Origin of the sequence: Alicycliphilus denitrificans (assembly GCF_044792555.1) — a bacterium.
Classification (GTDB): Bacteria; Pseudomonadota; Gammaproteobacteria; order Burkholderiales; family Burkholderiaceae_C; genus Alicycliphilus; species Alicycliphilus denitrificans_A.
The window spans coordinates 115,925-141,995 of sequence record NZ_CP126239.1; the positions used below are offsets into that span (position 1 = coordinate 115,925).

The 26,071-nt window shown below is 61.3% G+C and carries 27 protein-coding genes and 3 pseudogenes; 24 read left to right on the top strand and 6 right to left on the bottom strand.

From position 1 onward, the window contains the following. Positions 1-17: 17 nt before the first annotated feature. Positions 18-470 carry a helix-turn-helix domain-containing protein gene (locus P7644_RS20420; protein ID WP_404303431.1) on the bottom strand — a complete coding sequence of 151 codons (453 nt, stop codon included), beginning with the start codon at positions 468-470 and terminating at the stop codon, positions 18-20. Positions 471-548: 78 nt separating this feature from the next. On the opposite strand from P7644_RS20420, the gene P7644_RS20425 reads away from it, so the two are divergent. Further along, a complete protein-coding gene (locus P7644_RS20425; protein WP_404303432.1) occupies positions 549-821 on the top strand; it encodes a hypothetical protein in 273 nt (90 codons plus the stop codon). Positions 822-935: 114 nt separating this feature from the next. On the opposite strand, the gene P7644_RS20430 is transcribed toward P7644_RS20425, so the two are convergent. The 3 genes from P7644_RS20430 to P7644_RS20440 form a co-directional block, all read right to left on the bottom strand. Further along, positions 936-1,247 (bottom strand): HU family DNA-binding protein, encoded by a 312-nt coding sequence (locus tag P7644_RS20430; RefSeq protein WP_404303434.1) that lies wholly within the window; start codon positions 1,245-1,247, stop codon positions 936-938. A 70-nt stretch (positions 1,248-1,317) separates the two neighbouring features. Continuing rightward, positions 1,318-2,133: a DNA/RNA non-specific endonuclease gene (locus P7644_RS20435; RefSeq protein WP_404303435.1), complete on the bottom strand. Its 816-nt coding sequence runs from the start codon at positions 2,131-2,133 to the stop codon at positions 1,318-1,320. 310 nt (positions 2,134-2,443) lie between these two features. Beyond that, positions 2,444-3,142: an SOS response-associated peptidase gene (locus tag P7644_RS20440; RefSeq protein ID WP_404303437.1), complete on the bottom strand. Its 699-nt coding sequence runs from the start codon at positions 3,140-3,142 to the stop codon at positions 2,444-2,446. A 36-nt stretch (positions 3,143-3,178) separates the two neighbouring features. Between P7644_RS20440 and P7644_RS20445 the strand changes: the two genes are divergently transcribed. The 23 genes and pseudogenes from P7644_RS20445 to P7644_RS20555 all read left to right on the top strand — a co-directional run bounded on the left by P7644_RS20445 (position 3,179) and on the right by P7644_RS20555 (position 22,049). After that, positions 3,179-3,625, top strand: a complete 447-nt coding sequence (locus P7644_RS20445; protein ID WP_404303439.1) for a LexA family protein — start codon at positions 3,179-3,181, stop codon at positions 3,623-3,625. 20 nt (positions 3,626-3,645) lie between these two features. Further along, positions 3,646-3,747: pseudogene (locus tag P7644_RS20450) on the top strand (hypothetical protein); the annotation flags it as partial. A gap of 174 nt (positions 3,748-3,921) precedes the next feature. After that, positions 3,922-4,164 carry a hypothetical protein gene (locus tag P7644_RS20455; RefSeq protein ID WP_404303441.1) on the top strand — a complete coding sequence of 81 codons (243 nt, stop codon included), beginning with the start codon at positions 3,922-3,924 and terminating at the stop codon, positions 4,162-4,164. After that, a complete protein-coding gene (locus P7644_RS20460) occupies positions 4,161-5,333 on the top strand; it encodes a site-specific integrase (RefSeq protein WP_066784041.1) in 1,173 nt (390 codons plus the stop codon). The genes P7644_RS20455 and P7644_RS20460 overlap by 4 nt, the downstream gene beginning before the upstream one ends. Further along, positions 5,333-5,794 (top strand): hypothetical protein, encoded by a 462-nt coding sequence (locus P7644_RS20465; RefSeq protein WP_404303442.1) that lies wholly within the window; start codon positions 5,333-5,335, stop codon positions 5,792-5,794. The genes P7644_RS20460 and P7644_RS20465 overlap by 1 nt, the downstream gene beginning before the upstream one ends. Then, on the top strand, positions 5,775-6,974 hold the full coding sequence (locus P7644_RS20470) for a hypothetical protein (protein ID WP_404303443.1): 1,200 nt from the start codon (positions 5,775-5,777) through the stop codon (positions 6,972-6,974). The genes P7644_RS20465 and P7644_RS20470 overlap by 20 nt, the downstream gene beginning before the upstream one ends. Continuing rightward, complete coding sequence (locus P7644_RS20475) at positions 6,964-8,322, top strand: hypothetical protein (RefSeq protein ID WP_404303444.1); 1,359 nt, start codon at positions 6,964-6,966, stop codon at positions 8,320-8,322. Before P7644_RS20470 ends, P7644_RS20475 begins: the two co-directional genes overlap by 11 nt. A 27-nt stretch (positions 8,323-8,349) precedes the next feature. Further along, positions 8,350-9,497 (top strand): IS3 family transposase gene (locus P7644_RS20480; protein WP_291447256.1). Its coding sequence is split into 2 segments (ribosomal slippage): positions 8,350-8,611 and positions 8,611-9,497, totalling 1,149 coding nucleotides; the frame shifts between segments, so codons are not numbered across the junction. A gap of 46 nt (positions 9,498-9,543) precedes the next feature. Then, positions 9,544-10,062 carry a hypothetical protein gene (locus P7644_RS20485; RefSeq protein WP_404303445.1) on the top strand — a complete coding sequence of 173 codons (519 nt, stop codon included), beginning with the start codon at positions 9,544-9,546 and terminating at the stop codon, positions 10,060-10,062. Further along, a complete protein-coding gene (locus tag P7644_RS20490; protein ID WP_066784037.1) occupies positions 10,055-10,456 on the top strand; it encodes a TetR family transcriptional regulator in 402 nt (133 codons plus the stop codon). The genes P7644_RS20485 and P7644_RS20490 overlap by 8 nt, the downstream gene beginning before the upstream one ends. Before the next feature lie 684 nt (positions 10,457-11,140). After that, positions 11,141-11,572: a nuclear transport factor 2 family protein gene (locus tag P7644_RS20495; RefSeq protein WP_060986573.1), complete on the top strand. Its 432-nt coding sequence runs from the start codon at positions 11,141-11,143 to the stop codon at positions 11,570-11,572. A 44-nt stretch (positions 11,573-11,616) separates the two neighbouring features. Beyond that, positions 11,617-11,835, top strand: coding sequence for a hypothetical protein (locus tag P7644_RS20500; protein ID WP_060986574.1), 219 nt, complete (start codon positions 11,617-11,619; stop codon positions 11,833-11,835). Positions 11,836-11,884: 49 nt separating this feature from the next. Beyond that, positions 11,885-12,388: an RNA polymerase sigma factor gene (locus P7644_RS20505; protein WP_060986575.1), complete on the top strand. Its 504-nt coding sequence runs from the start codon at positions 11,885-11,887 to the stop codon at positions 12,386-12,388. Positions 12,389-12,406: 18 nt separating this feature from the next. Beyond that, positions 12,407-13,309, top strand: coding sequence for an anti-sigma factor (locus tag P7644_RS20510; RefSeq protein WP_066785942.1), 903 nt, complete (start codon positions 12,407-12,409; stop codon positions 13,307-13,309). A 189-nt stretch (positions 13,310-13,498) separates the two neighbouring features. Then, complete coding sequence (locus P7644_RS20515; protein ID WP_092699702.1) at positions 13,499-14,926, top strand: YncE family protein; 1,428 nt, start codon at positions 13,499-13,501, stop codon at positions 14,924-14,926. Continuing rightward, entirely contained in the window at positions 14,923-15,282 is a 360-nt protein-coding gene (locus tag P7644_RS20520; RefSeq protein ID WP_008904210.1) for a DUF305 domain-containing protein, read from the top strand. The genes P7644_RS20515 and P7644_RS20520 overlap by 4 nt, the downstream gene beginning before the upstream one ends. Before the next feature lie 70 nt (positions 15,283-15,352). Beyond that, positions 15,353-15,886: pseudogene (locus P7644_RS20525) on the top strand (RNA polymerase sigma factor). Continuing rightward, a complete protein-coding gene (locus P7644_RS20530; RefSeq protein ID WP_008904212.1) occupies positions 15,883-16,485 on the top strand; it encodes a hypothetical protein in 603 nt (200 codons plus the stop codon). Before P7644_RS20525 ends, P7644_RS20530 begins: the two are co-directional and overlap by 4 nt. A gap of 85 nt (positions 16,486-16,570) precedes the next feature. After that, positions 16,571-17,803: a sulfite oxidase gene (locus P7644_RS20535; RefSeq protein ID WP_062405656.1), complete on the top strand. Its 1,233-nt coding sequence runs from the start codon at positions 16,571-16,573 to the stop codon at positions 17,801-17,803. Beyond that, on the top strand, positions 17,800-18,147 hold the full coding sequence (locus tag P7644_RS20540) for a cytochrome c (RefSeq protein ID WP_082753531.1): 348 nt from the start codon (positions 17,800-17,802) through the stop codon (positions 18,145-18,147). The genes P7644_RS20535 and P7644_RS20540 overlap by 4 nt, the downstream gene beginning before the upstream one ends. A 633-nt stretch (positions 18,148-18,780) precedes the next feature. Continuing rightward, a complete protein-coding gene (locus tag P7644_RS20545) occupies positions 18,781-20,031 on the top strand; it encodes a site-specific integrase (RefSeq protein WP_235516236.1) in 1,251 nt (416 codons plus the stop codon). Next, a complete protein-coding gene (locus tag P7644_RS20550; protein WP_008903160.1) occupies positions 20,028-21,029 on the top strand; it encodes a tyrosine-type recombinase/integrase in 1,002 nt (333 codons plus the stop codon). The genes P7644_RS20545 and P7644_RS20550 overlap by 4 nt, the downstream gene beginning before the upstream one ends. Further along, positions 21,022-22,049, top strand: a pseudogene (locus P7644_RS20555) (tyrosine-type recombinase/integrase). The gene P7644_RS20550 and the pseudogene P7644_RS20555 overlap by 8 nt, the downstream one beginning before the upstream one ends. A gap of 164 nt (positions 22,050-22,213) precedes the next feature. On the opposite strand, the gene P7644_RS20560 reads toward P7644_RS20555, so the two are convergent. Together P7644_RS20560 and P7644_RS20565 are read right to left on the bottom strand one after the other, a co-directional pair. Beyond that, entirely contained in the window at positions 22,214-24,610 is a 2,397-nt protein-coding gene (locus tag P7644_RS20560) for a DNA polymerase II (protein WP_404303305.1), read from the bottom strand. Between the two features lie 568 nt (positions 24,611-25,178). Beyond that, positions 25,179-25,550, bottom strand: coding sequence for a hypothetical protein (locus P7644_RS20565; protein ID WP_404303279.1), 372 nt, complete (start codon positions 25,548-25,550; stop codon positions 25,179-25,181). Positions 25,551-26,071 lie beyond the last annotated feature (521 nt).

A 26,071-nucleotide genomic window follows, 5' to 3' on the forward strand; every position in this document is an offset into this window, starting at 1 on the left:
GACTCACTATCCGCCGTTCACTGCGGATTGAGCAGTGCCAGCGCCTTGCGCTTGCCTAGCTTGAGCACTTCAGCGATGCGCTCCAATTGCGCGGCCCGTGGGTGTACCTGGCCCGACTCCCATTTGTAGACAGACAGCGAGGAAGCCCCCAGCAGCTGGGCCATCTGCTTCTGAGTGATGCCCAGATCCGCACGTTTCTCAACCAGTGCCTGCGCATAGAACTGGATCTGCCTTGATCTCTTGGGAGTGGCGTCTTCTGTCACGACCTTGGCCTTGGGCGTATCCGCTACCCTGACTTGGCGCTGGGTGGCTTTGAGCTGGGAGGTCAGGGCCTTGACCTCACGCTTCAATGCCGCGATCTCGGAGCGATGGCCGGTGATGGCCTTGCGCATGCCCTGAAGTTCAGGTTTGAGCTCCTTGCGCGCCATGCGAACAACTTCAGCGCGAAACGCATTCGAAAATGTATTCATGGCCCTGATGGTACGAGATGCCCCTGTCTGCCACTCAGAGCACCACATCGACACCCCCACCTCGTAAGATCCCGCGCCATGACCACCAAACCCACCTGGACGCAGGAAACCCTCGAACAAACGCCGTGGGCGAAGGAGTTCAAGAAGGAAGCGCCCGTCAGCTATGCCACGGCCATTCGTTATGCCCTGGAAGACAGGCTGGAGGTGATCATCGAGCACACCACCGAATCAGGCGAGCCACAGTGGGTCATCCGTGTACTGGAAGATCCCTCGTTCTGGATGGACGCCGTACCCACCAAGGCTGCAGCTGTGCAAATCAGCCGAGAGATGGGCTGGAAGATCGTTCGGTAGCCTTTGATTGGCTACAAACCATCTATCTCCGCCCTCGGCCGACATTCAAGAAAAAACCGCCAGAGGCTTGAGCCCATGGCGGTTCTTTCTCGGCATTCACCGAGAGTGCTGTACTTACATCCCAGCCTTGTCCGCCTTTCGCTTGGCAGCTTTGGGATCCACCACGGCCTTGAACTTCGCACCCGCCACGAACTTCGGCACCGTGCTCGCTGGGATCTTCAGCGCTGCACCGGTCGATGGGTTCTTGCCCGTGCGGGCTGCACGCTTGGCCGACTTGAAGGTCCCAAAACCCACCAGCTGCACGGCGTCGCCCTTCTTGACGGCGGTCTGGATGGTGTCGATCAGCGTTTCCAGTACTGCATTGGCTGCGGTCTTGGACAGATCATTCTTGGAGGCCAGGATTTCAACGAGTTCTGCGCGGTTCATGGATGCTCACGTGTAGAGGTTGGAAAGGCCTGATTTATACCGCCGCCGCTGACACGTCCCTTGCTGCCACTCAATGCTGCAGTGCACTTCTGGGCAAAAACTCCACTCCCGTGCGCTTCACCAACTCCTGGTAGCTGATCGGCCGATCCACCGACTCCCCCTCCTGATTCGTTTGCCAATGCGCCCAGGCTCTTTGGGTGGTCGCGTCGTACACCAGCTTGTACAGATAAGTCGGCACCTTCACCCCATTGGCTCCAATTCGTGGCCCTGCATCCGTGAACACCGGCCCGGTGATCACAAACACATCCCCCTTGGCCCGCTTCACATAGTGCCGCGTGTCCTGCTCGATCTTGTTCCAAGCGCCGCCGTTGTGCTGCGCATTCTGCGGAACCATGTTCGCCAAGCTAAAGCTCTGCGCCATGGCCGTCGGTGTCGGCATGTCCCCCGCGGGTGCCATGTGCCCACGGGAGTAGCCAGAGTTCTTGTAGTCCTCCAACTCCGCCCGTTCGCCACTGGGCAGGCGCGCATCTACAAAGAACCGCTTCGCCCGTTTCTCGTCCGCATCCTCGATGAGTCTGCGGTTCAGGCGCTGGGCCACGAACACCGGTGTCTTGGTGGTTCCGGAGTGCAGCACCGCAAAGGCTTCATAGCAAAGCTCGCGCAGCTGCGGCCGGGGCGTGATGGCCGGTGGCGTGCCATTCGCAAAGAACTGCGGGCACTGGGCAAAGGAGGTGGGCTCGGGAGTGAGCAGCGCCGCACTGTCGAACTGCGGGGAACGCGCCCAGGAAGGATGGGGGAGGGCAGCGCCGGCAAGAGTCAGGGCCAGCAGAGCTGCCAGACGCACACGGCCTGGCCAAGAGGACAAACGATTCACAGAAGAAGACATCAAGTCAAACAAAACGGAGCCCGATTGGAGCACCGTTCATTTGTCACTTGGGGCACGAATGCCCGGATCCCGCAGGGATTTACAGCTGCTTGCAGAGATGTGGTCCGCAAACAGAAAGGGCTCCCAAAGAGAGCCCTTTCTGCCTGCCCGCCCCTGCGGTTCAGTTAACACTTCCCATGGCAGCAGCACCCGCAAATGCAAAGTGCCACCACCATGGGAAGTCCCGCAACTGCTTCAACCAAACCCAAGCAGTTGGTCTGCCAAATTACATGGCGCTGAATTCGCCAAAGGGAGAGGGCTTCTTCATGCGTCACACTGATTCAACAGGTAACTCTACCTGCTGTGCCGGATCCTTCGCTCGGTGCACAAACAGCTGCAGTGGCGGCACCTTGACCAGCGCCTCTGCCTGCTCGATGGTGCCGCGCAGCCAGGTGTCCCAATCCCCCTTTTCGAGCGGCACCACCGTTCGCTTGTCCTGCATATCGGGCGCGCGCTTGGGGTCGGGCCGGTGCATCAGGTTCAGAACGGGCACATCGTCGCAGTTCTGCGTGATCATGGTGTAGCTGGGCAGCACCTCGCCCGTGGCCGGGTCGGTCCACTCGCTCCACAGGCCCGCGAGGCCCCAGGGCTCGCCGTCGGCGCGCTCAAACTGCCAGGGGATGTGTTTGCCTGTTCCCCAGTAAGGTTCGACGTACAGCTGCGCCGGGATGATGCAGCGCTGCCCCTTGCGCCAGGGGCCGCTGTAGGTCCATGACTTGGCCATGCCTTCGCGCCGGGCGTTGACGGTGCTCAGGCGCTTGCCGTCCTTGCCGGTAGGGATATGCGTCTTGGAGTTCGGCGGGATCATGCCCCACTGGCCCACCACCAGCTCGCGCCCGGCTTCGCCCTTGGCCCGCAGGAACGGTCCCCGGTACAGCGGGCTCATCTTGTCGCGCCACTCTTCCTCGGGAACGTCACCGAAGTGCAGCACCAGCTGCTCACGGCCCGGGACCTCGTAGTAGGTACACATGGCAACATTCTGGCAGCAGGGAGCTATACTGTAAATATGTACAGTCTTTGGAATTCCCCGCTCCCTGTGCCGTACGACACGGCGGCGCATTCGCTGGCTTTGCCCCTCTGTGGGGTGAGCGTGCGTGCGGGGTTTCCATCGCCAGCTGACGACTTTGTGGTGGAGCGGCTGGACATCATGCAGCTGCTGGTGAAGCACCCCCAGGCCACCTACTTCTGGCGCGTACGAGGCGACTCGATGCGCGACGCTGGCATTGAGGACGGCAGCATCATCGCGGTGGACCGGGCGATCAAGCCCAAGCACAACAGCATCGTCGTGGCCATCGTGGACGGCGAATGCACCGTGAAGTATCTGCACCAGCGTGCCGGCCGCATCAAGCTGCGCGCGGCCAACCCGACCTATCCCGACATCATCCCCCGCGACAGCCAGACCATTGAGGTGTGGGGTGTGGTGAGCGGGTGCGTGAAGCTGTTTCTCACCTGATCTGATGGACGGAGGCCAGCATGTATGCGCTGGTGGATGGCAACAATTTTTACGTGAGCTGTGAGCGGGTGTTCCGCCCCAGCCTCAACGGCCGCCCGGTGGTGGTGCTAAGCAATAACGATCTTACGGATCAGGTTTGTTAGTAGGATGCATCATGTCTTCCGGACCCCTGGTATTTGGATTCATCGTCTCTTTGAGACGAGTAGCAGGTGGGGGTCTGGGGGAGGAAATGGAGCGCAATGAGATCTGTGGATAACTCGGAGCTGGGACGATGGCGGGAGCTGGATTCAATCCATGTGCTTCGCCTGCTGGCGGAACACGTCAAAGAAGATCTCTCGTTCCACCCAAGATCAAGTCATCTGACCACTCGATGGCACGTCCATGTTGCCGGACATGATTGGGAGTTCTTGTGCACTGGGCCAAAATTTTGGGATGTGCGTATGGACTGTGGCGGCGGCGGTGCCGTTGATTTGGTCATGCACATCTATGGCCTCAACTTCAAGGCGGCCGCAAAGCTTCTGAAAGACATGGGTCTATGAGGCTTGTCTTGGCCACGGCTGATCTCATGGTTGAAGGCCGATCGTTTGAGGGCTTCCCATTGCTGCTGGCCGATGACGGCTGGCCTTTGGAACCAGCACAATCGTTCCTGTGGCACGCCTTGGTCACCCAAGGAAGCATTGAAAGCAAGCTCACATGGGAAGCATATGGCCGCAGGCTTTATGACTACTTTGCGTTCTTGTCTGCCAACGGCCTGGCCTGGGATGAAGACCCAAAGCCGCACGGACTCAGCGTTGTGGCAAGGTATCGCGACTGGTCGCTCGGAGAGCTGGGCTTGAATCCCAACACTGTGAACAAGCGGTTGAATCTGGTGGTCCGGTTTTACGATTGGTGCAAACGCCAGGGGCACATCACTTACCTACCGTTTGGCGTGCGCGATGTTCGCACGCCATCGCATCAGGGCTTTCTTGCCCATGTGGATCGCGCGGGCGGCGTCGTTTCAAAACCGACGGTGATGGCGCGCGAGCGCAAGGCAACGATCAAATTCCTGACCAAAGAGCAGGTTAGGCAATGCCTTGGCGCGAGGCTTGACCCAAGCCATGCGCTGTTGTTCAACCTGATGGTTCGCACCGGGATGCGATCCTGCGAAGCGCGCACGTTTCCTCTAGCCTACGTCTTCAATCCGAGAGCCCGAAAAGGGCTGACACCTGGGCAGATGATCCGCGTCACTCTGGAGCCCGCTGACATGCACATCAAGTATGGCAAGCCCAGAAGCGTGGACGTGCCTTGGTCTCTCATGGAAGACATGTGGGCCTATTCGCTGCACCAGCGAGAAGTCCGGCAGCAAAGAGCCGGGAACGCCCCTGCAGCACTTGTTCTGACAGAGCTTGGAACAGAGTTCTCGAAAGGGGCCATTGTGGATGCGATGAAAGCCATCGAAAAGGAAGTTGGCTTTCCGGTGCGGGCGCACATGCTGCGGCACACCTATGGAACCTACACGCTGTCGGCACTGCGCAAGAGCGCTGACTTCCAGGGTGAGCCGCTGCTGTATGTTCGCGACCGCATGGGGCACTCTGACGTGCAAACCACAGCGATCTACCTGCATCTAATCAATCAGTTGGACGCACAGATCGTTTTGGCCCATGAAGATGAAATGGACATGCTGTTCGCCAACGGTGGCGAGGATTCCATAGCGATGGGGAGTCATTGATGGCCCGCGCCAAGGACTACAAGGCCAAGACACCTGCAATCACAATCGACCTTGCGGCGGATTCTGATGCATCCGGCGCGATCGTCGCGCTGCCTCCCAATCCGCGAAACCACAACATCATTGACTTGCGTCCATGGTTGGGACATGGCTTTGACGACTGGGTTTGGGCGGCAGCGACTGTCTTGAAGGCGCGACTCCACAGCGGCAACTATTCGGTGGCCAGCATTGTGAGCTTCGCGGCCAACGGGATGAAAGTCTTTCTGCCCTACCTCACAGGCAATCAAGGGGGCATCGTGCCGTCGCGTCCATCAGATATGACAGCGACAGATGTCGTTCGCTATATCGCTTGGCTCAGGCTCAAATACCCGAACGGCTCCACTGCCAAGAACTATTACTCTGCCTTCAAGTCGGTGTTGGTTGGACTCATGGACTCATGGACTCATGGACTACGGCTTCATTGACCAATCCCATGATGTTTTGCTACCTGCCAATCCGTTCCCAATGAATGGGGCGACGACGCGAGGTGAAACTCCACTAAGTCAATCTGAAATGGAGCGTTTGGCCGCGGCGCTCAAGCTAGATCTTATTGCCATTCACCACGGGGGGTTCAGCGGTTTGGACTCAGAGGCGCTTGTGGTTCTGATGCTCATTGTTGGCATGCGTTCGGGCATCAACACCACTCCGCTCCTTGAAATGAAGCGGGATTGCTTGGGTCCACACCCCTTTATGCCCAACTTGATGCTGGTCAGAACTTTCAAGCGCAGAGGAAAAGGTGCGCAATTAACGTCACTGCGGCAAACTCATATCCACGACCTTGCAGCGTCGATCCCCATGGATGGCGTCGCGGTGCTAAAAAAGGTGCTGGGAATGACGCAGAACCTCGTCGCCGGGGCACCAGACGGCATCAAAGATCGTGTTTGGCTCTACCGCTCATCACAACGCGGTGACCTCAAGGGGCAAACACTTTGTCTGAATATGGGCCGCGTTCACGAAAATACCAAAGCAATAGTTCACCGCCACGGGTTGTTCGCCGATGACGGCTCAGTGTTGCGAGTCACACTTGGACGCCTACGAAAGACCATGGAAAACCGTCTATGGAAGCTCAGCGATGGCGACCTGCTTGCCGTGTCCGCAGTGATGGGCCATTCCCCCCAGGTCGCAGACAACCACTACTTGCACCTTGATGAGCGCACCAAGGCCGAGGGTGCCAAATTCATTGGCGAGGCGTTGCCAGGCAAACTCAGGGGGCACGACCTCGTGCCCACCCCCACGGGTAGTTGCAAGGACAGCTTGCAAGGCGCGCTCGCTCCGAAGGACGGCTCAACACATTGCGCGGAGTTCACGCATTGCCTAGGGTGTCCGAGCTATGCCATTGTGGGGACGGTCAAGGATCTGCACCGGCTCTTCAGTTTTCAGCGCTTCCTGATGTCGGAGGTAGGCTACTACGCCACGGACGAGTGGAGTGAGTGGCGCCTTCACCATCAGGACCTCATTGCAAGAATCGACCAAATTGCATACGACAACTTCATCCCGGAAATGGTGGCGCAAGCCAAGGCGCTTGCCGAGAAAAATCCCCATCCCTTCTGGGCGATACGCATGCGCCAGTCGCAACTGAGTCGAGAGGCACGCTATGGCCGGTAACGCGATTGCATCGCAGCCGCCAAAGGCCTACGACCTCTTGGCTGCCCAGCCCGCTTCATCCAAAGGGCTGTCGGAATCCGAGAAATCCAATATCGTGGTCAGTGCGGTGGCTGACATGGACGGCAGCAACCACGTTCTGTCCCGATTTGGTGATCCGGTGTGGGACTTCAGGCCCTACTTTGAGCAATCCAATGTGGCCGATGGTCAGAAATACATTCCCTGGCCTGAGGACTGCTCGCAAGAGTTGGTCGACGACTGCAAGGTTGTTCTGTATGTATGGTTCAAGCGAGGCCTGCCAGGCTCCAAGCCTCCGGTGGCAATGGGCATCTGCCAGACTGCCATCGCATCCGCGATTCCGATGATGCGTTGGCTGACTGCGTTGAACATCAAGAGATTCGACCAGGTCAGACCCATACACGTCGCGAACTACGTCCATCACACCAAAGCACGCCTGACCCGCAATGCGCATAGCGTCTACGACAGCTTGCGCATCCTGGACTTCTTATGGGTGTTTCGCAACGAGACTTCATCTCCGCTTGCTGCATGTCCATGGGGCGAGAGCTCACTGTGGCGGGTCAGCGGATTGGCAAAGCAACCCGGAAACCAATTTGGGCGAACTGAAACCGGGAAAACGCCCATCATTCCTGCTGATGTTCAGGCCAAGGTGTTCAACTATTGTGAAGAGGTTCTTGCAGCGGCACCGGAAATTCTGAACGAGCGCGATGCCGGGAGGTTGGGGTTTAGAAATCCTGCGTTGATCCGCATTCGGGATGCTGCACTTTACGTCCTGTCGATAACCAGTGGCATGCGCAATGAGGAGGCGATTGGGGTCGAGTCTGGGTCATGGCGCAGCGAAGTGCGAGACGGCGTTCAATTCCACTGGGTCGCTACCACCGAGCATAAGACAGGAAAAGGCAAGGTCGAATTCTTGATCCCCGAACTCACAGTCAAAGTCTTGGATCTGATGAACCGCTATGCAAAGCCGCTTCAAGAAAAGCTGGCTCTTGAAGTTGCGGAACTGGAGTGCAATCCAACACCTCAGGATTTGACGAATCGGATGCTGCGATTGGCGAAGGCAAAGCGAGACGTCAGAAAGCTTTTTCTATGCACCAGCATGTCTGGTCAGAGTGAATCGGCTGGATACCACGTTGATGCGCTATCCAATGGTGGATCAAAGGTCTCATTCCGACGATTGGCCATGGCTGCCGGAACGGACTGGCAGTTGGCACCGCACCAATGCCGTAGAACTTACGCGCGCAACATTGTGGAGTCGCGCATGGGGCGCTCCTCGCTTGTATTCCTCAAATGGCAGTTTGGGCTGCTGCCGGTTTCGATGACACCTTGTTAAGGTGGAAGATGAAACCGGAGGTGGTTCATGGAGAGAAGAAGGACATTCAGCCGCGAGTTCAAGCTCGAGGCGGTCAGGCTGGTCACCGAGCGTGGCGTGGCTGTGGCCCAGGCAGCCAAGGACCTGGACGTTCACGAGAACGTGCTGCGCAAGTGGGTTCGTGAGTTGCGAGAGGAGCCCCAGGAGGCGTTCCCTGGCAACGGCAAGCAGAAGGCCCAGGACGCGGAGATAGCGCGACTGCGCAAGGAGGTTGCCAAGCTCAAGATGGAGCGCGACATCCTGAAAAAAGCCGCGGCCTACTTCGCGAAGGAGTCGATGTGAAGTTCGGCTTCGTGGCGAAACACCGAGGGGCCTGGCCGGTCAATCTGATGTGCGAGGCGCTCGGTGTCTCGCGGGGTGGCTTCTACGCGTGGCTCACACGGCCCAGGAGCCAGCGCAGCCTCAGCGATGAAGTGCTGGGCGCGCAGGTCCACCAGAGCTTCGTGCGCAGCGACCGCACCTACGGCGCGCGCCGTGTGTGGCACGACGTGTTGGAGCAAGGTCAAGCCTGTGGTCTGCACCGCATCGAGCGACTCATGCGAGAGCAGGCACTACGAGCCAGGCCCCGACGACGTGGACTGCCCAAGGACCGGGGCACGCGCAGCGCGGTGGCCGATAACGTGCTGGACCGCCAGTTCCGGGCCGATGGCCCGAACCAGAAGTGGGTAGCCGACTTCACCTACATCTGGACAGCCGAGGGCTGGCTGTACGTGGCGGCGGTGCTGGACCTGTACTCGCGGCGCATCGTGGGCTGGTCGATGCAGGAGAGCATGACCTCGCAGCTCGTGGTGGATGCGCTGATGATGGCCGTGTGGCGGCGAGGCAAGCCGGTGGCCTTGTTGCATCACTCGGACCAGGGTAGCCAGTACACCAGCGAGCACTTCCAGAAGCTGCTGGATGAACAAGGCATCACTTGCAGCATGAGCCGGGCCGGTGAGGTCTGGGACAACTCGGCCATGGAGAGCTTCTTCAGCTCCCTCAAGACCGAGCGCACGGCCAGGAAGGTGTACCGCACACGAGGGCAGGCCCGTTCAGATGTGTTCGACTACATCGAGTGCTTCTACAACCCGACGCGCCGGCATTCGACGCTCGGCTATCTCAGTCCCGTACAGTTCGAGAAAGCTCAAGAAGCTTAGGTCGGTGTCAACGGAACCGGCAGCAGCCCAGTTCAAACATTCCAGCATGAGCATGACCCAGTTGTATGCGTCCAACCCAATGCAGGATGCATCGCTGTTCGATGAAGTTCTGGAGGAGATGACCAACTTCAAGGTGGACTTGATTGAGTCTTGGCTTGGGGATCAGCCTTTGAGCGGCGGAGCCGGGCACGAAATCAAAAAGGCGCGCGCGATTGCCTTGAAAAGTCGCACGGCATTGTTGGCGGAGACGGCGCCTCAAGTTCACATCCGTGCTACCGGCCACGGGTGGTGCTTGGCCCAGGAAAAAGGATGCGGAGGCGCGGGATTGTATGAAACAACCCGATGTGTGGGATGTAAGAACGGTGTGATTGATCAGTCGTTTGCGGACGTCTGGAGAGGTATCTATGACCAACAAAACGAATTGCTGGCCATTGACGATGCGGGGCCAGCGGTCAAGCAACGCGCTGAGCGTGACGTTCAATGGGCGCGCCAGGTCATGGTGGATCTCGGGGTGCTCCCACAAGCGTCGTGTGAGTCAAATTTGAGCGGAGCTTCAAATGAATGATCCCAAGGCTCGTAGTCGAAAGAAAACTGTTGATGAAATTCAACGGGCCATTGTGCAATTGCAGGCTGACCAAGGCAAGCTGTCCATCTCTGCGGTTGCCAAGTTGGCTGAAGTCACCCCTGGACTGATTCACAACACATACCCTGACCTCGCCGAGAAAATTCGAGGCCTGGTGGGCAAGGCGACGCGCGCCCAGCGCGACGCCAAGCATGACGCACTGGTTCATGAGCGCGAGGTAAACCGCGCTCTAAGGCAGGAACTCGCTGAGACGCGTGCGGACTTGTCAAAGCTTGCGTCGATCAATCAAGTGCTTGTCCATGAAGTGGCCTTGCTCAAGGGCATGGCCACGGGGAAGGTGGTCTCGATTCTTCAACCCAAAGGCACAGGCATTTAGTCATGTTCGCTCTGGTTGGTGGCAATAATTTTTACGTTAGTTGGTCTTGACCTATGAGATGGGAGACTGCACTCGGCCAAGAGCGACCAACTGATGTGAGAACCCGAGCGGCAGTTTGAGGCTGGTTGCGGACGACCGCCGCCAAGTTTGTGAATGGCCGCAATGTTTATCAACAGTCACTCGCACCTACGGTGTCCAGAGGACGGCAGCGCCGCCCATACAAGTCTCTCACCAGGGCGGAGCCTGCGGGATGTCACATTCAACTTGAGAACCAGAGAAACATGCCATCGACTTGCATACGCCGGCGACCTCTTGCGAATAAGGTATCAATCCAAATCGCCGTCATCTGCAAGGCGCGAACGCACCATCCGCAGTAAGCGTCGCCCCTTTTTGCATGGTTGATCGCAGTCGGTGAGGTAAACAAGCGCTGGGTGCCCGCGCTGCTGATGTGAAACATTGACTTTGTTCGATGAGCCAACACGCGGAACACCCTCTGCTGCGTGCGCCTTTGACTTCGCGAGCACATCAGCCGAAGCACTGGTCCGGTGGCGACAAAAAAGATATCAAGAAAGTTTGTGTTCATTGGAATACCAGCCCGGCGCTCACCGTCTACCCACATGAAGGAACCTGAAGGTCCCTCCGCTGGCCCCACCTCAACGACGCTTTCCAATCTCAGGATCAACCATGTTCAAGACCCTCGTACTTGCCGCCACCGCCTTGACTCTCGCCGCTGGCAGCGTCTCTGCCGCCCCTCTCGACGACGCCCGCACGCACTTTCAGGCCATCGCCTCGGGTGATACGCAGATCGTCATGCGCGCTTACGCCGACCAGGCTCAGCTGAACTGGGTGGGCGGTCCGCTGGATGGTACGTATGCCACCACAGAGAGCATCCGCGCCACCTGGGAGAAGTTTGGCAAAGCGGTTGGCCCCTTGAAACTCACCGTGGGCCAGATCGACGAGTCGGCCAACCCCAAGGGATCCACCGTGTCCGCCAACGTGGTGTTTGAGGGAAAGATGCCCATCAAGGTGCGCTATGTGCTGACCTTCCGCGAAGGCAAGATCGTCAGCGAAACCTGGCAGATCGACCCCAAGCTGGCCGTGGCCGCAGCCTACTGACATGGCAGACAAGTCATCAGCTTGACGAACCGCCAACGACTGCCATGAAACACCCCACCTCCTTGGCCAGCGTGCTTGTTGCAACGGCATCGCTCATGGCTCCGCTTGCGCAGGCGATGACAGCCGGCCCACCGGCCACGCTGGTCGGTGTCGGACTGGTCGATGGAAAGGGCCAGCCGTTCTGCGCCTGTCAGGCTGTTCAAAAGCCTGGTGAGCGCGCCAATGACCACTTCAAGGTCATGTGGCAAATCGTCGTGGAGTGACACCTGGCGATACCTCCAGAGCCCGCTGCGACCCAATTGGACTGCGCCGATGCACGAAGACACCCAATTCCTGGCCTGGCTGCCGCGCCTGCGCCGCTACGCGAGAGCGCTGGCGGGCAACCGCGAGGACGCCGACGATTTGGTGCAGGACACCCTGGAGCGGGCATGGACCAAGGCAGACAGGTGGCGCGGCGTGTCCGACATGCGCGCCTGGCTATTCAGCATGATGCACAACTTGTACGTCGATGGCGTGCGTCGGCCCAAGCTCAGCACCGTGACGATGGACGAAGACACCCCCGAGGTGCCTTTGGCACCCACACAAGGCGATCGGCTGGCGGTGCTCGACCTGCAGGCCGCGCTCGATCTGTTGCCTGTGGAGCAGAAAGAGGTTCTGTTGCTGGTCGCGCTGGAAGACATGGCCTACGCCGATGTGGCACTGACGCTGGGCATTCCCATCGGCACGGTCATGTCGCGCCTGTCGCGTGGCCGCGAGCGCTTGCGCGGGGTGATGGAAGGCCGTTCTGAGCCGGTGCGCTTGAAGGTTGTCAAATGAATCATCGAAGGGCTCGCCATGAACGCTGAACTTCCCCCGTCCACCAACGCGCCGGTCACCGAAGCCGAACTGCAAGCCTTCGTCGACGGCCAACTGCCCCCAGCCCGCAAACTTGACATTGAAAGCTACCTGGCGACCCGGCCCGCAGAGGCGCTGCGGCTTGAGGCCTATCGGGCGCAGAAGCGCGGACTGCATGCCTTGTTCGACCCTGTGCTGAACGAGCCGTTGCCACAACGCCTGCGGGCGTCTGCCCGACCTCGCATCGCCTCTCAAACCCCTTGGTACCTGCAACGCCTGGTCGCCGGGCTGGCCATTGCGGTCGTCAGTGGCGCGGCGGGGTGGGGACTGCGCGGCGGTTTGCCGACGTCTGGCACAGGCGACTCAGCGCAGCTGGCTGCGGTGACGGCGACGCCAGGTGCAGTCACGCGGGCGTCGACCAACGAATTCACGCAACGTGCCGCGGTGGCCCACGCGGTGTACAGCCCAGATGCCCGGCGCGCGGTCGAGATCGACGCAGCGAACGAGGACCAATTGGTGGCCTGGTTGTCCAAACGCATGGGCGCACCGATGAAGCCACCCCATTTGCAGGCCCAGGGCTACACGTTGGAGGGTGGGCGCTTGTTGCCGGGCGGGCAGGGGCCGGTGGCGCAGTTCATGTACCGCAACGAGGGGGGCAACAAGCTCACGCTGTATGTGTCCAACGACGTCGGTGACATTGGAAGTGCCGGTGGATGGAGCCCGGCGGTAAGAGCTGAACCAACCAATGACACCGCCGCCTTCCGTTTTGCTCAAGAGGGCGCAATCAACGTCTTCTACTGGGTCGACGGACCGTTTGGCTACGCGCTGTCATCCGATGCCGACCGCAGTGTGTTGGCCCGGGTGTCGACCGAGGTGTACCGGCAGTTAGGCGTCTCTCGCTGAGGGGCCCTGAGGCCAGCCCGGTGCTGCCGTTGTTTGCTTGCGGCATGGAATCAAACGCGGCGCAGCGCGCTCTTGATCGTTTAGGCGCTGTTACACCACCTTCGTTTTCTTCAAGGTACTGCCCACGCAAGGGCAGACCGTCTTGTTTTCTGTCTTGCTCTTCTGCAACCCATCAACTCAAAGGCATCCATGAGTACCCAACGCCGCGACATCCTCAAGTTTTCCCTGGCAGCGGCCACCGCCGCAGCGTTGCCCGCCGGCCCGAGCCTGGCCCAGGCCCAGACCCCGACGCCCGCACCAACACCAGCAACAACGCTGGCGCCCGGCACAGCGGGCAGCAACATCGACCCGCGTGACCGCGTCTTCATCACCAACGAAGACTCCAACACCTTGGTGGTCATCGACCCCAAGACCAACACCGTCGAGTCGACGATCAACCTGACCAGCTTTGACGAAGACCCTCGTCCCCCGTTTCGCTTTGTGACGGCCGGCGTGGCGCCAACGCACGCGGCGATGGTCCACAAGCCGCTGTACCACGGCTGTATCGATGCGCACGGCGCGGTGCCGTCGCCCGATGGCCGGTTGCTGGCCACCAGCGGGCGCGGCTCCAGCAACATTTATCTGATCGACGCCGAGCAGCGCCGCGTCATCGGCAACACACCCAACCCTGCGTCTGGGCCCACCACCAACCCCGAGCGCCTGAGTAGTGGCCTGCTGCTGGGCCGCGAACCGCACGAGCCCACTTTCACGCGCAACGGCCGCGAGCTGTGGGTCACGCTGCGCGGTGAAGACCGCATTGCCATCGTCGGCGTCGATCGTGCCGTTCGCCAGCTCAAGGGGGCCGACAGCCCGGGCTCCAGCGCGGTTCGCCAATACCTGCCCACGCTGAGCGGCCCGGCGCAGGTGTGGTTCAACCGTGAGGGTACGTTGGCCTTTGTGGCCAGCCAGAAGGTGTCGAAGATCGACGTGTTCCGCGTCAACCCCGGCGCGGATGGCCACAGCCAACCGCAGCGGCTGACCACGCTGGACATCAGCGCACAGGACAAACCCGGCTTCACGCCCTTCATGAAGACCACACCCGACGGTGCCGAGGTGTGGTTCTCGCACAAGCTGGCTGATGCGGTGTCTTGCCGCTCGACGCAGGGTGGCTTCGACCTGATCGACACCGTGCCACTCGGCATGGGCGCTCGGCCCAACCACGTTGAGTTCGTGCGCAATGCGCGCGGCAGCGTGGTCTATGCCAGCCTGGCGCGCATCGACGATGGTGGCCCCGGCGGCGTGGCGTCGAGCCCGATCGCCATCATCGACCGCAGCGCTCCGGGCGGACAGCGCAAGGTGGTGGGCACCTTCTCCAGCCGTGGCCGCGAGTCGCACGGGTTGTGGACCAACCCCGAGAACACGCTGCTGTATGTGGCCCACGAACAGGACGAGCTGCCCGGCACGCCCAACGCGGGCCAGACCGTGTGCAGTGCATTTGATGTGAGCGACCCGCTGCGCCCGACCTTCATTGCGCAGATCCCCCTGGGCAATCTGACGCTGCCCTCTGGCGCGCTGCGCAACAAAAAGAGCATCAACCTCGTCTACGTGCGTGTGGGCGAGAAGGGCCAGACGGCATGAGCGGCGCGCACACCAGCCACGGCGCCAGCGCCGCGCACACCAGCGCATTCCAGCGGGATATGGACGAATCGATGGCCCGCATGATGCAGGCCATGCACAGCCCGGGCTACGCAGGCCAGGCCGACCAGGACTTTCTGGCGATGATGATTCCGCACCACGCCGGCGCTGTGGACATGGCGCGGCTGGTGTTGCAGCATGGGCGCGATCCTGTCACCCGGCAGTTGGCCGAGGAAATCATTGCCGGGCAGACGGTGGAGATCCAGAGCATGCAACGCCGACTGCACACCCTGCAGCAGCGCACAGCCAAAGGTGCGGAAGCGGAATTTCCGTCGCTGGGTGGGACGCGGGGGCCTTGATCGACAGCCCTAGGGAAAGTACCGATGAGCGCCACGGAATGAACCAAGCCACGCAGCGCTCTTGATCACCATGCTGTTCCAGTCTGCCGAGTCCCGCTATAACCAATGGGTGCGTGAGCACTACCGTTTTTTGCTGCGCAGTGCGTGGGCGCTCACTGGTTCGCGCGCCATTGCCGAAGACGTGGTGCAAGACTGTTTTGCCAACGCCTGGAAGCACCGGGAGTAACTGCGCGACGCTGCGCTGGCACGGGCTTGGCTCTTTCAGATCATGCGCCGCGCCGCCTTTCGCCAGGCCGCACCCAGCATGCAGTCGCTGGACGATGAAGAGCAGCCCGAGCAAGCGGCGCCCGACGCGGGGCTGGACGACAAACTCGATGTCGTCAAGGCGCTCGCGCGCCTGGCGCCCATCCACCGCGAGGTGCTGGTGCTGTTTTATTTCGACGACATGCCCACCGCCCAGATGGCCGAGGCGCTGGAGATCGCGCCCGGCACGGTGTTGTCGCGCCTAGCCCGTGCGCGCGACGCTTTGAAGCTGGCCATGGGGGTACCTGCGACACCCAAGGCCGATGTCAACGTTACCCCGTTTCGCAGGACCAAGACATGAGCCCCGATACCGACGCGCCTTTCCTGCCCGACAGCGAATTCGATTTGCGCGCGCGCGCCGAGTTGGCGATCGCCTTCGAGGCCAGCGACGCACCGGCACACCTGTACCGAAAGCCGCAGCCGCTGCTGGCGCGACGCGGCTTGCAGCGTTTTCTGGCTGCGCTTTTGCTGGCCGGTGGCACCAGCGGCGGGGTGCTAGCCGTGCGACCGCCAGCGATGGTGCGCGACGCGATCGACCACGAATACCACGAGCGCAGCTTGCGGGGCAGTTTCATGGAGCAGCGCCAGTTGCTCATGCACCTGGGCATGCGGGACGCCAACGTGGTGCCCGGGTTTCCCCAACTCATGCGGCCATGCGATATCGAAGGTCACCTCGCTTACCACCTCACCACGTTCTTCGAGAAGGGCGGCATGGTGACGGTGTATGCCTTTGACCAGCCTGTGGACCTGCGCGAGGCCAGCGGCTGGTGGAGCAACGTGCACTGGAAGGTGATCCGCTCGCGCGAGGGCAAGCCCTTGTTGCTGGTGGCCCAGAAAAAGAAGGCACTGGCGGTCGCGCAGACGGCACTGCAGGCACCTCCCGTGTCCGGGCCAGGCTGAGGCACCGCGTCCCTGTCAACGAATCAACCGCTCACCCCTTTCACCCCAACCGGCGCACGACGCCCAACCACCGGAGACCCCAGAAATGAACCAACAACCCACCTCGCTCCCCCGGCGCCACCTGCTGGCCGGCAGCGGCGCTGCTTTGGCTGCCGTTGGTCTGGCCAGCTTTGGCCGCACCGCAGCCGCTGCTGGTGAGACCGCGCCCGTCGCCGTGGCCGGTGCTGCCAAGCCTCTGCCAGCGTACGTGGGCTGGAAGGACCCGGCCAGCCTGATCGTGCACAGCAGCACCACCATTGAGACCAAGCGCAGTGTGTTCGGCACCAGCGTAATCACGCCGTCCGAGCAGCTCTACATCCGCAACAATCTGCCCGCGCCCGACGCCTCGATCCTGGGCAACCGCGATGCCTGGGAGATCAACATCGAGGGGGTGAAGAACCCGCGCAAACTCACGCTGGGCGACCTCAAGCGCATGGGCATCGAGACCACGGCGATGGTGTTGCAATGCTCTGGCAACGGACGCGGCTACTTCCCCAACAAGCCCAGTGGAACGCCTTGGCAAGTGGGCGCAGCAGGCTGTGTGGTGTGGAGCGGTGTGCCGGTGCGCTGGGTGGTGGATGCCCTGGGCGGCGTGGAGGCCGGCATGGCCTACCTCACCGGCACAGGCGGCGAAAAACTCCCCGATGGACTGGACCCCAAGAGCGTGATCGTGGAACGCTCGGTGCCTGCTGCCGCACTCGCCGATGCCCTGCTGGCCTGGGAAATGAACGGTGTGCCGATTTCGCTGGCCCACGGCGGCCCACTGCGCTTGATCGTGCCGGGTTACACGGGCGTGAACAACATCAAGTACGTCAAACGCCTGGCCTTCACCGCTCAGGAGACCGACGCACGCATCATGTCGCACGGCTACCGCATTTCACCGCCCGGCGCGAAGGGCGACCCGTCGCAGCCATCGGTGCAGGAAATGACGGTGAAGTCGTGGATCAACGGTCCCGGCACGGACGGCGCCCCGCTTAAAGCGGGTGACACACAGATCCATGGCGTGGCGTTTGGCGGCATGAACGCGGTGGCCAAGGTCGAGGTTTCTCTGGACGGCGGAAAAACCTGGCAGCTCGCGCGCATGGTGGGGCCCGACCTCGGCCGCTTTGCGTGGCGGCAGTTTGTTTTTGCGGCACGCCTGCCGGCGGGCCAGTTCACCCTGGCGAGCCGAGCCACCGACACCGCAGGCAACGTGCAGCCCGAACAACGCATGGAAAACGCGGGCGGCTACAACAACACCAGCTGGGCCGACCACGCCGTGAAAGTGAGCGTGGCATGAAGCGCACAATCCAAAAACACGCGTTGGTCGCTGCCCTGTTGTCGTTGGCATTCACAGTGCTGCCCGTGCACGCCGCCGACGATGCCGCGCAACTTCAACAAGGCAAGGTGTTGTTCGGCCAAGGCGCGGTGCCTGCCTGCGCCCTGTGCCATGCGCTCAAGGACGCGGGAGCCGAAGGCGCCGTGGGCCCCAGCCTGGACGAGCTCAAGCCCGATGCCAAGCGCGTGGCCACCGCGCTGCGCAATGGCATTGGGCAGATGCCGTCCTACAACGGCAAACTCAGTGATGCGCAAATTGCCGCCCTGGCGGCCTACGTGGCCAAGGCTTCGGGTGGATCAAAGTGATGGCTGGTTGGCCACAGCGCTGTTGCGCCAACTGACAAAAAGGACGGGATCACCTGCAAACAGCGATCCCGACTGAGTGGCTGACCCAGGGCGGGTCAGCCACTCACCATCACTTGCCTGGTTTGATGTCGGGGACCACCATCCAGCCAGCCCCCATCATCACAACCGCCGGGAACTTCTCGCCGGCCTAAGTCTTGCCCAGCATGGCCTTGTGCTCGCGGTAAACCATCAACGCTGGCGACACGCCCAGGTGATTGATCGCACCATGCTTGATGCTGCTGCAGTCTTGCTCGTCGAGCTTGCAGATCTCTGCACGCTGTTGTCAACTCTCTAGCAATGTCAACTGCGCGCCTGAAACCTGTCTCTGCGCATTACCACGATGCATGAATAGGAGTGATCGCAATCCGGCACGCCAAGGGCATTCACGTTGAAAACTCGAACGGCAGCAACCGCTGCTTATGGAGAGCTCTCCATAAGCAGCGTTATGCACAGCACGCAGTTATGGACAGTTGGCCAGTCTGAACGCGCCAGAGGCTGTGATCGCCCTGGTAGATCGCAAGGAGGCGGTGCCGTTGAACTGGACATAAGTTCGCAGTCGGCGCATGAATGGTGATCTCACAACTGGAGATCACCATGGACTTGATTCTTTCGATGCACCCGATGGCCAGGGCATGGCTGCTCGATGGCCCGCTGTCTTCATACGTCGGGGCGTTCCAGGCATTGCTGGAGCGCGGCCGGTACGCCGAAGGCAGCTCGGAGACTGCCCTTCGTGCCTGGTCGCACTTTGCCCACTGGATGGCGAAGTGCCAGGTATCTGCCGAACAGATCGACGAAGCCCTCGTCGAGCAGTTTCTGGATTCGCATCTGCCGCGCTGCGACTGCCATCCCGCGGCTCTGCGTACACGCAGCGGCTTGAGCGCCAGTCTCGGACACCTGCTCGCCTTGTTGCGGGAACAGCATGTCATCGTGGAACTGCCAGGCCCCAGCGGTCCCATTGCAGAAGAACTGAACCGTTACAACGTCCACATGCGCGACGCCCGCGGCCTGGCGATAGGCACGCGCGAGGATCGGCTGGTACTCGTAGGTCGTCTGCTGCAATGCAAGTTCGCGGGCAAGGCCATCGCCATCGGCGAGTTGCAGCCGGAAGACGTTCGCGGCTTCATCGCAACCGAGCTCACGCGGGTCAGCAGCGGGTCGCATTCCAGCGCGGTCACTGCTGCGCTGCGGGCCTACTTCCGATACCGCGGGACCTGCGGTGACGCAGTGAACAGCCTGCTCGGCGCTATCTCGTCGCCGGTGCGATGGAGCCAAGCATCGTTGCCGCGCGCGCTGACGACCGAGGAGGTCCAGCGCCTCGAAGCGCATTGCGCCGAGGCCAAGCGGGCTCCGCTGCGCCTGCTGGCCATGGTGCGCCTGGCCTTGGATCTCGGACTGCGCGTGGGCGAGATCGCCAAGCTGGAGATCGGCGACTTCGATTGGCGTGCCGGAACGGTGACCTTGAAGCGAACAAAGTCCCAGCGCCAGGATGTCCTACCGCTGCCGGTGCTCACCGGGCAGGCTCTGGCGGAGTACATGAGACACGAGCGGCCCGCAACCACGCTGCCATCGCTGTTCGTCCGTCGGTTGGCGCCACACGACAAGCCCATCGGCGTCGATGCAGTGAGCCAGGCAATCGGGCGTGCCCTGCGAGGTGCCGGCATCTCACGCGGTTGCCATTCGTTGCGTCACACGCTGGCCTGTCGCCTGGTCAACAGCGGCAGTTCGATCAAGGAGGTCGCCGATGTGCTTCGGCATCGATCGCTGGACACCTCGTTGATCTACGCCAAGCTCGACTTGCAACTGCTTGCCGAGGTCGCTCTGCCTTGGCCTGGGAGTGCATCATGAGCGCCGCAGCATCGGCGAACATCGACCTCACCGCCAAGGTGGAGCAATACCTGACTGAACGCCTGCGCCTCGGGTTCAAGCCGTGCTCCTCTGATCTCGCTGTGCGCAGCTTCACTCGCTTCATGGTCGGAGAGGGACGCGACATCGCGTTGACGGTAGACGTGATGGTCCAGTGGGCGCACCAGGTACAGCCTCGGTATCTCGTGGGCGGCCGGGCCAATGTCGACACGGCAGCGCGCCGACTGGCAACGCTGCGCCCCTTCATGCGCTGGCTCCAGCAGTTCGATCCGACTGTCGAAGTTCCTGACGATTCCAGCTTCGGTCCGATCCCGCGCCGCGTGGCGCCTCACATCTACAGCGAAGCCGAGATCGCGGCATTGATCGTCGCTGCCCGCCGACTCGGCCCCTCGGATGGCCTTCGTGCCACCACCTATGCAACGCTGTTCGGTCTGATCGCATCGGCCGGGCTTCGGGTCTCTGAAGCGATCAACCTGGCCGACTCGGATGCAGATCTGGACGGCGGCATCCTGACCATACAGCAGACCAAGTTTGGCAAGTCCCGCATGGTGCCGCTGCACCCCAGCGTGATCGGTCCGATGGCAGCCTACCGGGCCTTGCGCCGCCAGTACGTGCCTGCGAAGCCGCAGATGACATTCTTCGTGGGCTCGCGTGGCGTGCACCGGGGTGAACCGCTGGGAGATCGGCAGGTGCATCGAGTGTTCTGTCAGCTGCGCGAGCAATTGGGTTGGATCGATCGCGGCGGCCATGGCCGACCGCGGGTGCATGACCTGCGCCATAGCTTCGCCGTGAGACGGATGATCCTGTGGCACCAGCAGGGAGCGAACCTTGACCAACGAATGCTGGCCCTGTCCACGTACATGGGCCACATCAATATCTCCAGCACGTACTGGTACCTGAGCGGCGTGCCGGAGTTGATGGCGTTGGCCGGCGCTCGATTCGAACGCTTCGCCGACGTCGCGGAGAACGACGATGAGTAGTTCTGAACACCGCAAGCCCGCTCCGCCGAGCTTCGCGACGCTGGTCCAGTCCTTCTTCGCCGAGCACCTGACGCAGCAGCGCGCGTTGAGCCCGCAGACCGTTGCGGCCTATCGGGACGCGTTCGTGCTGTTCCTGGACTTCGCCCAGGCGCAACTGCACAAGACGCCCACGACGCTGTCGCTCGCCGACCTGACGCCCGCGCTGATCCTGGACTTCCTCGATCATCTCGAACGCGATCGGCACAACACCGTTCGCAGCCGCAATGCGCGACTGGCCGCGCTGCGCTCGTTCCTGAAGTTCGCGGCCCGGCGAGACGTGACGGCACTTCAGGTCGTCGAGCAGGCGCTCGGCGTGCCGATGAAGCGCTTCGAGCGGCCGATGTTCGAGTTCCTGACACGCGAGGAGATGCTGGCCGTGATCGGCGCGCCAGGAGCGGATTGGATGGGCCAGCGAGACAAGCTGCTGCTGGCCCTGCTGTACAACACCGGTCCCGCGTGTCGGAGGCAATCGGCGTAAAAGTGGGCGACGTCGTGCTGGCACCCGCCGCCTGCGTGCATCTGCATGGCAAGGGACGCAAGCAGCGGTCGGTGCCGCTCTGGCGATCGACGGTCAAGGTGATCCGCGCCTGGCTGAAGTTCAACCCGGACCTGACTCCCACGTCGGCGCTGCTGCCCAACCGTGGCGGACAGGCGATGACGCGGTCCAACGTGACGCAGCGCCTGGCATTGGCCGTCAAGAAAGCCGCGCTCACGACGCCGAGCCTGGCCGGAAGAACGATCTCTCCACACTGCCTGCGTCACTCGACCGCCATGCACCTTCTGCAGTCGGGCGTGGAAATCAGCGTGATCGCTCTGTGGCTCGGACACGAGAGTCCGGCGACAACGCATCAGTACATAGAGGCCGATCTCGCCATGAAGGAAAAGGCACTGGCCAGGCTTCAGGATCCCAATGTGGTCCCACAGCGGTTCCGGGCAGAAGACGATCTGTTTGAAGTTCCTCAAGACCTTGTGATTACGTGAAGTTCAAAGACGCGACCGCAGCCCTCTTGCGAGGGCGGCGACGCCGCGCTGCCGGACCAACTGTGCATAACTGCGTGCTGTGCATAACGCTGCCAAGCTGCCCCCTACTGTTCAGGTAGTTACGTCATTAGGTATCGCCCCAGGTTGTCCTCCTGAACGATTCCCTAGAACAACACCTTCTGCGCACTCGTCAATGCCGCAAAGCTGTCGCCCAACGGCTGAAGAATCGCTTCAGCAATGGGCTGCAGTTGCTTGACGAGGTAGTGCTCATAGTCAATGCGCGAATACCGGGCCTCCAGCGGTTCGGGGCCGCTCTGCGTCATCACGTACTCGATCCAGCCTCCACGCTGGTACTGCTGCGGACGGTTCAGCTTCGCGTTGTGCGCGTCAGCAATGCGCGCCGCGCGCACCTGGGGAGGCACGTTGACCTCATAGGCATCGAGTCGGTGGCGCAGGCGTTTTCGGTAGACGAGCAGCGCATCCATCTGACCATCCAGCATTGACCGCGCATAGTCGGTCACGAACGCTCGGTAGGGCTCACCATGGAAGATGCGTGACAGCAAGCCCTCCTGGAACTGGCGCGCCAACGGGGTCCAGTCGCTGCGGGCCATCTCCAGCCCGCGATAGACCATCTCCTCCCGTCCCTCTTCATCGATGCTCAGGCCGGCGTAGCGCTTCTTGCTGCCGACATCCGATCCTCGGATGGTGGGCATGAAGAACTTGGCGTAGTGGGTATCGAACTCGATTTCGAGGAAGTTCTCCAGCTGCTGCTCTTCTCGCAGCTTGCGGGTCCACCAGGCGTTGACTTCCTGCACCAGATGGGCCGCAATGGCGTGCGCCTCCGCATTGGGATAGGTGCGTTTGAGCCAGATGAAGATGGAGTCGGTGTCTCCGTAGATGACCTGGTATCCACGCTCCTCAACGAACTTCCGGGTGAGCTTCATCACCTCGTGGCCGCGCAGGGTCACGGCGGACACCAGCTTCGGGTTAAAGAAGCGGCACTCGGACGCGCCCAGCACCCCGGCGAAGGAATTCATGAGCAGCTTCAGGGCCTGCGACAGCGGCTGGTTCCGGTTCCGCTTGGCCTCGTCCCGGGCATTCGAGAGTGTGGTCACGATGTCCGGCAGACAGTGTTTGTCGCGCGAAAACAGCGTGCCTTGCGGCCCCTGCACCAACCCGCTCTGGATGTCGGCGCTCTCTCCCTCGGCCAGACCCACGGGGTCCACCAGAAAGGTCCGGATGATGGAGGGGTACAGACTCTTGTAGTCCAGGACCACGATGGAGTCGTAGAAGCCCGGGGTGGAGTCCATCACATAGCCGCCGGGAAAGGCCTTGGCTGCGATGTCACCCACGTTGGGTGCCACGTAACCCAGCCGGTGCATGCGCGGCAGGTAGTGGTGGCTGAACGCAGCAATGGAACCACCAAAGTGATCTATCTGCAAACCCGTCGTCTGCGCTCGCTCCAGCACGAACGGCAGCAGCTCCAGTTTGTCGAAGATACGCAGGACGAGCGCGCAGTCGCGGATGTTGTAGCTGGCCAGCGCGGGCTTGTCTTCCTGGTAGCGCCGCTCGATCTCCGCCATCTTGTCGTAGGCATCGCCGATCTCCTTGCCCTCGCCCAGCAATGCCTGCGAGACCGCTTCGAGGCTGAACGACGGGAAGCTCCACATGCCCGCCCGCAGTGCTTCGATGCCATCGACAACCACACGCCCGGGCATGGGCGCGAACAGGTAGCCCTGGCGGCCGGGGTGCGTACGCCACGCGATGGGGCGGCGCTCGCGTCCGAGCAACAGCTGCACGGAGTTCGCATCGGCGGTCTTTTGCAGCACCCGCAGGTCGAACTGGATCACGCTCCAGCCGACGATGACATCCGGGTCATGGTCCGCAAACCAGGCATTGAGCTGCTCGATCATCGCCCTGCGAGTTGAGCAGTACACAAGCCTGAAGTCCATCGGCGACACAGCTGGCGCCGACACAGACTCTGGTGCTTCCCCCAGCATGAACACCACCCGGTCACCCGCACCATCCAGTGCGATGGAGTACAGATCCTCCGTTGCGCTCGTCTCGATGTCCAGCGACACCACCTTCAACACCGGGCGCCAACCAGACGCGGGCTTCAACCTGCCGTCGAGGATGGTCGAACCTTCGCGCTGACCTCCCTCGACCAGAACACCAGCCGTGATGAACCGCTCCATCAGGTAGCGATCGTGCGGGCGGACATCCGCTTCGTAGAGCGGTATCCCCAGCGGCTGAAGTGCGCGCGCCAGCTTGCCCAGATCGCGGAACCTGCGAGCATAGACACCGAGGACGGGCTTCTGGTCGAACGTCTTCAGATCGAGCTCCCTTACCTCCAAGCCCTGCAGGCTTGCCAGCGGAGCTTGCGCTGCGGCCCGATCGCAGTCAGGCAGAAAGGCGACCGACGTCTGTCGGGTTATCAGCACCTTCTTCGGCCCCTCGTCGGTGGCCAGCCAGTATTCGATCTCGGTGCCGTCTGGGAGGTCCCGCCAGTTGCGGGTGAGAAGGAAGCCCCGGAGTTCGGTGGTTGCGAGGGCTGAGGGCATCAGGTGGAGCGGAAGACGGTGGCACGCTAATTCTGATGCCTCGGGAGAGCAGGTTGAGAGCTACGAAGCACTCTTGCGCATGATACTGATTTTTTATACAGTATTGTGAAACCGACACCGAAAAGACCATGCACAAACCATCGCGCTATGTGTTCCGTCCTGCCCGGCCAGCACCCGCGTTGCTGCGCCGTATCTGGGCATGGTTCTAAGCCGGCACCACAGCGCTGTGAAGGCATGCCTCCGCAGGCCACCACAATGCCCTAAATGCTCCCCGCTACCAGGTCCACCAGTACTTAGCCTGCGGAAACTCAAGGGTGCGCACTGTCTGTGCCGACAGCTTGAGGCTGATCTGAGTCACTTACAGTCCAATGCCTGAGCGGCAGCACCAACTGTTGAACGACGCCGGTTTGGAACAGCCGCTTCGCCCTCGGTAGCGACCTCTCGATTGCGCGGTCCGCCGCGTACCCACATGGAAGACCTCCATCGTCGGCCGCGTCGCGGTTACCTGTCTTGACGCAGATTAGCGTCGAGAACGATGGCCGCAATTCCCCTCGACCTCTTCGCCCCATCACACCAAAGCAATCACTCGGCTCCTAAACTCATCAGCACTGATGCCCGCTTCCGCGAGCTTCCTCGTTAAGTTGATGTGCGGATGCGCCGTACCACGATACGAGGTACGCAGACCCCGGGTTACGCCAAGGTCATCGAAGACAGCTGCTCGAAGTTCCATAATCCTGGCGCCTCCATCCGAAATCCAAATCTCATTCTTGGCCCCGTGCTGAGCGACTGCAACACGCAATGGCCTCTTCATGTTGAACTTTGACCGGGCAGGATCGAACACGATATATGGGCTGTCCGCGCGCTCATGCCAATCAACGGGATGCCCTGGGGGGAAGCGCTCATGCCGCACGCATTGATCGCGATTGTCATAGGTGACCAAGACGTTCAAATGGTTGCGGAACCGACGAAGCTCGTCACTTGTGCTGTCGCTCCACACCTCACGTCGCCTGTCTTCAATTCGGACTCCTACCGTCCCAACACCTGCATAAAAGTATTCAGTGTGCCCAGTGCATATCAGCCTTCTTGCGCAAAAATACAGGACGATATCGCCCGGATACAACTTCTCGCGCACGTTCGGCCGACACACGCCCCATGCTGCCAGCTCTGGGCGCCCGTCGTGGTACTCCGCACTGAAGAACGAAGGGTCGTCACCCCAGTCATAAACAGACCGCTCCGATCTGTATCGCTTTAATAGCTCCGCTAAATCTGGGTACCGCGTGGCAGCATCATTGACAACGTCCCAAGCGCGCGTTGCGTTTGGCAAGACCTGCCGATACACACACACGTAGACGAGAGGGGCACGGTTTGGCCTTGCTCGCACCACCGTTTCTCTGGCCAATGATCGGCGGTTACGTCCTCTGCCTTCTGAACCTGTAACTTGAGCGGCGTCTGCGACGTAAC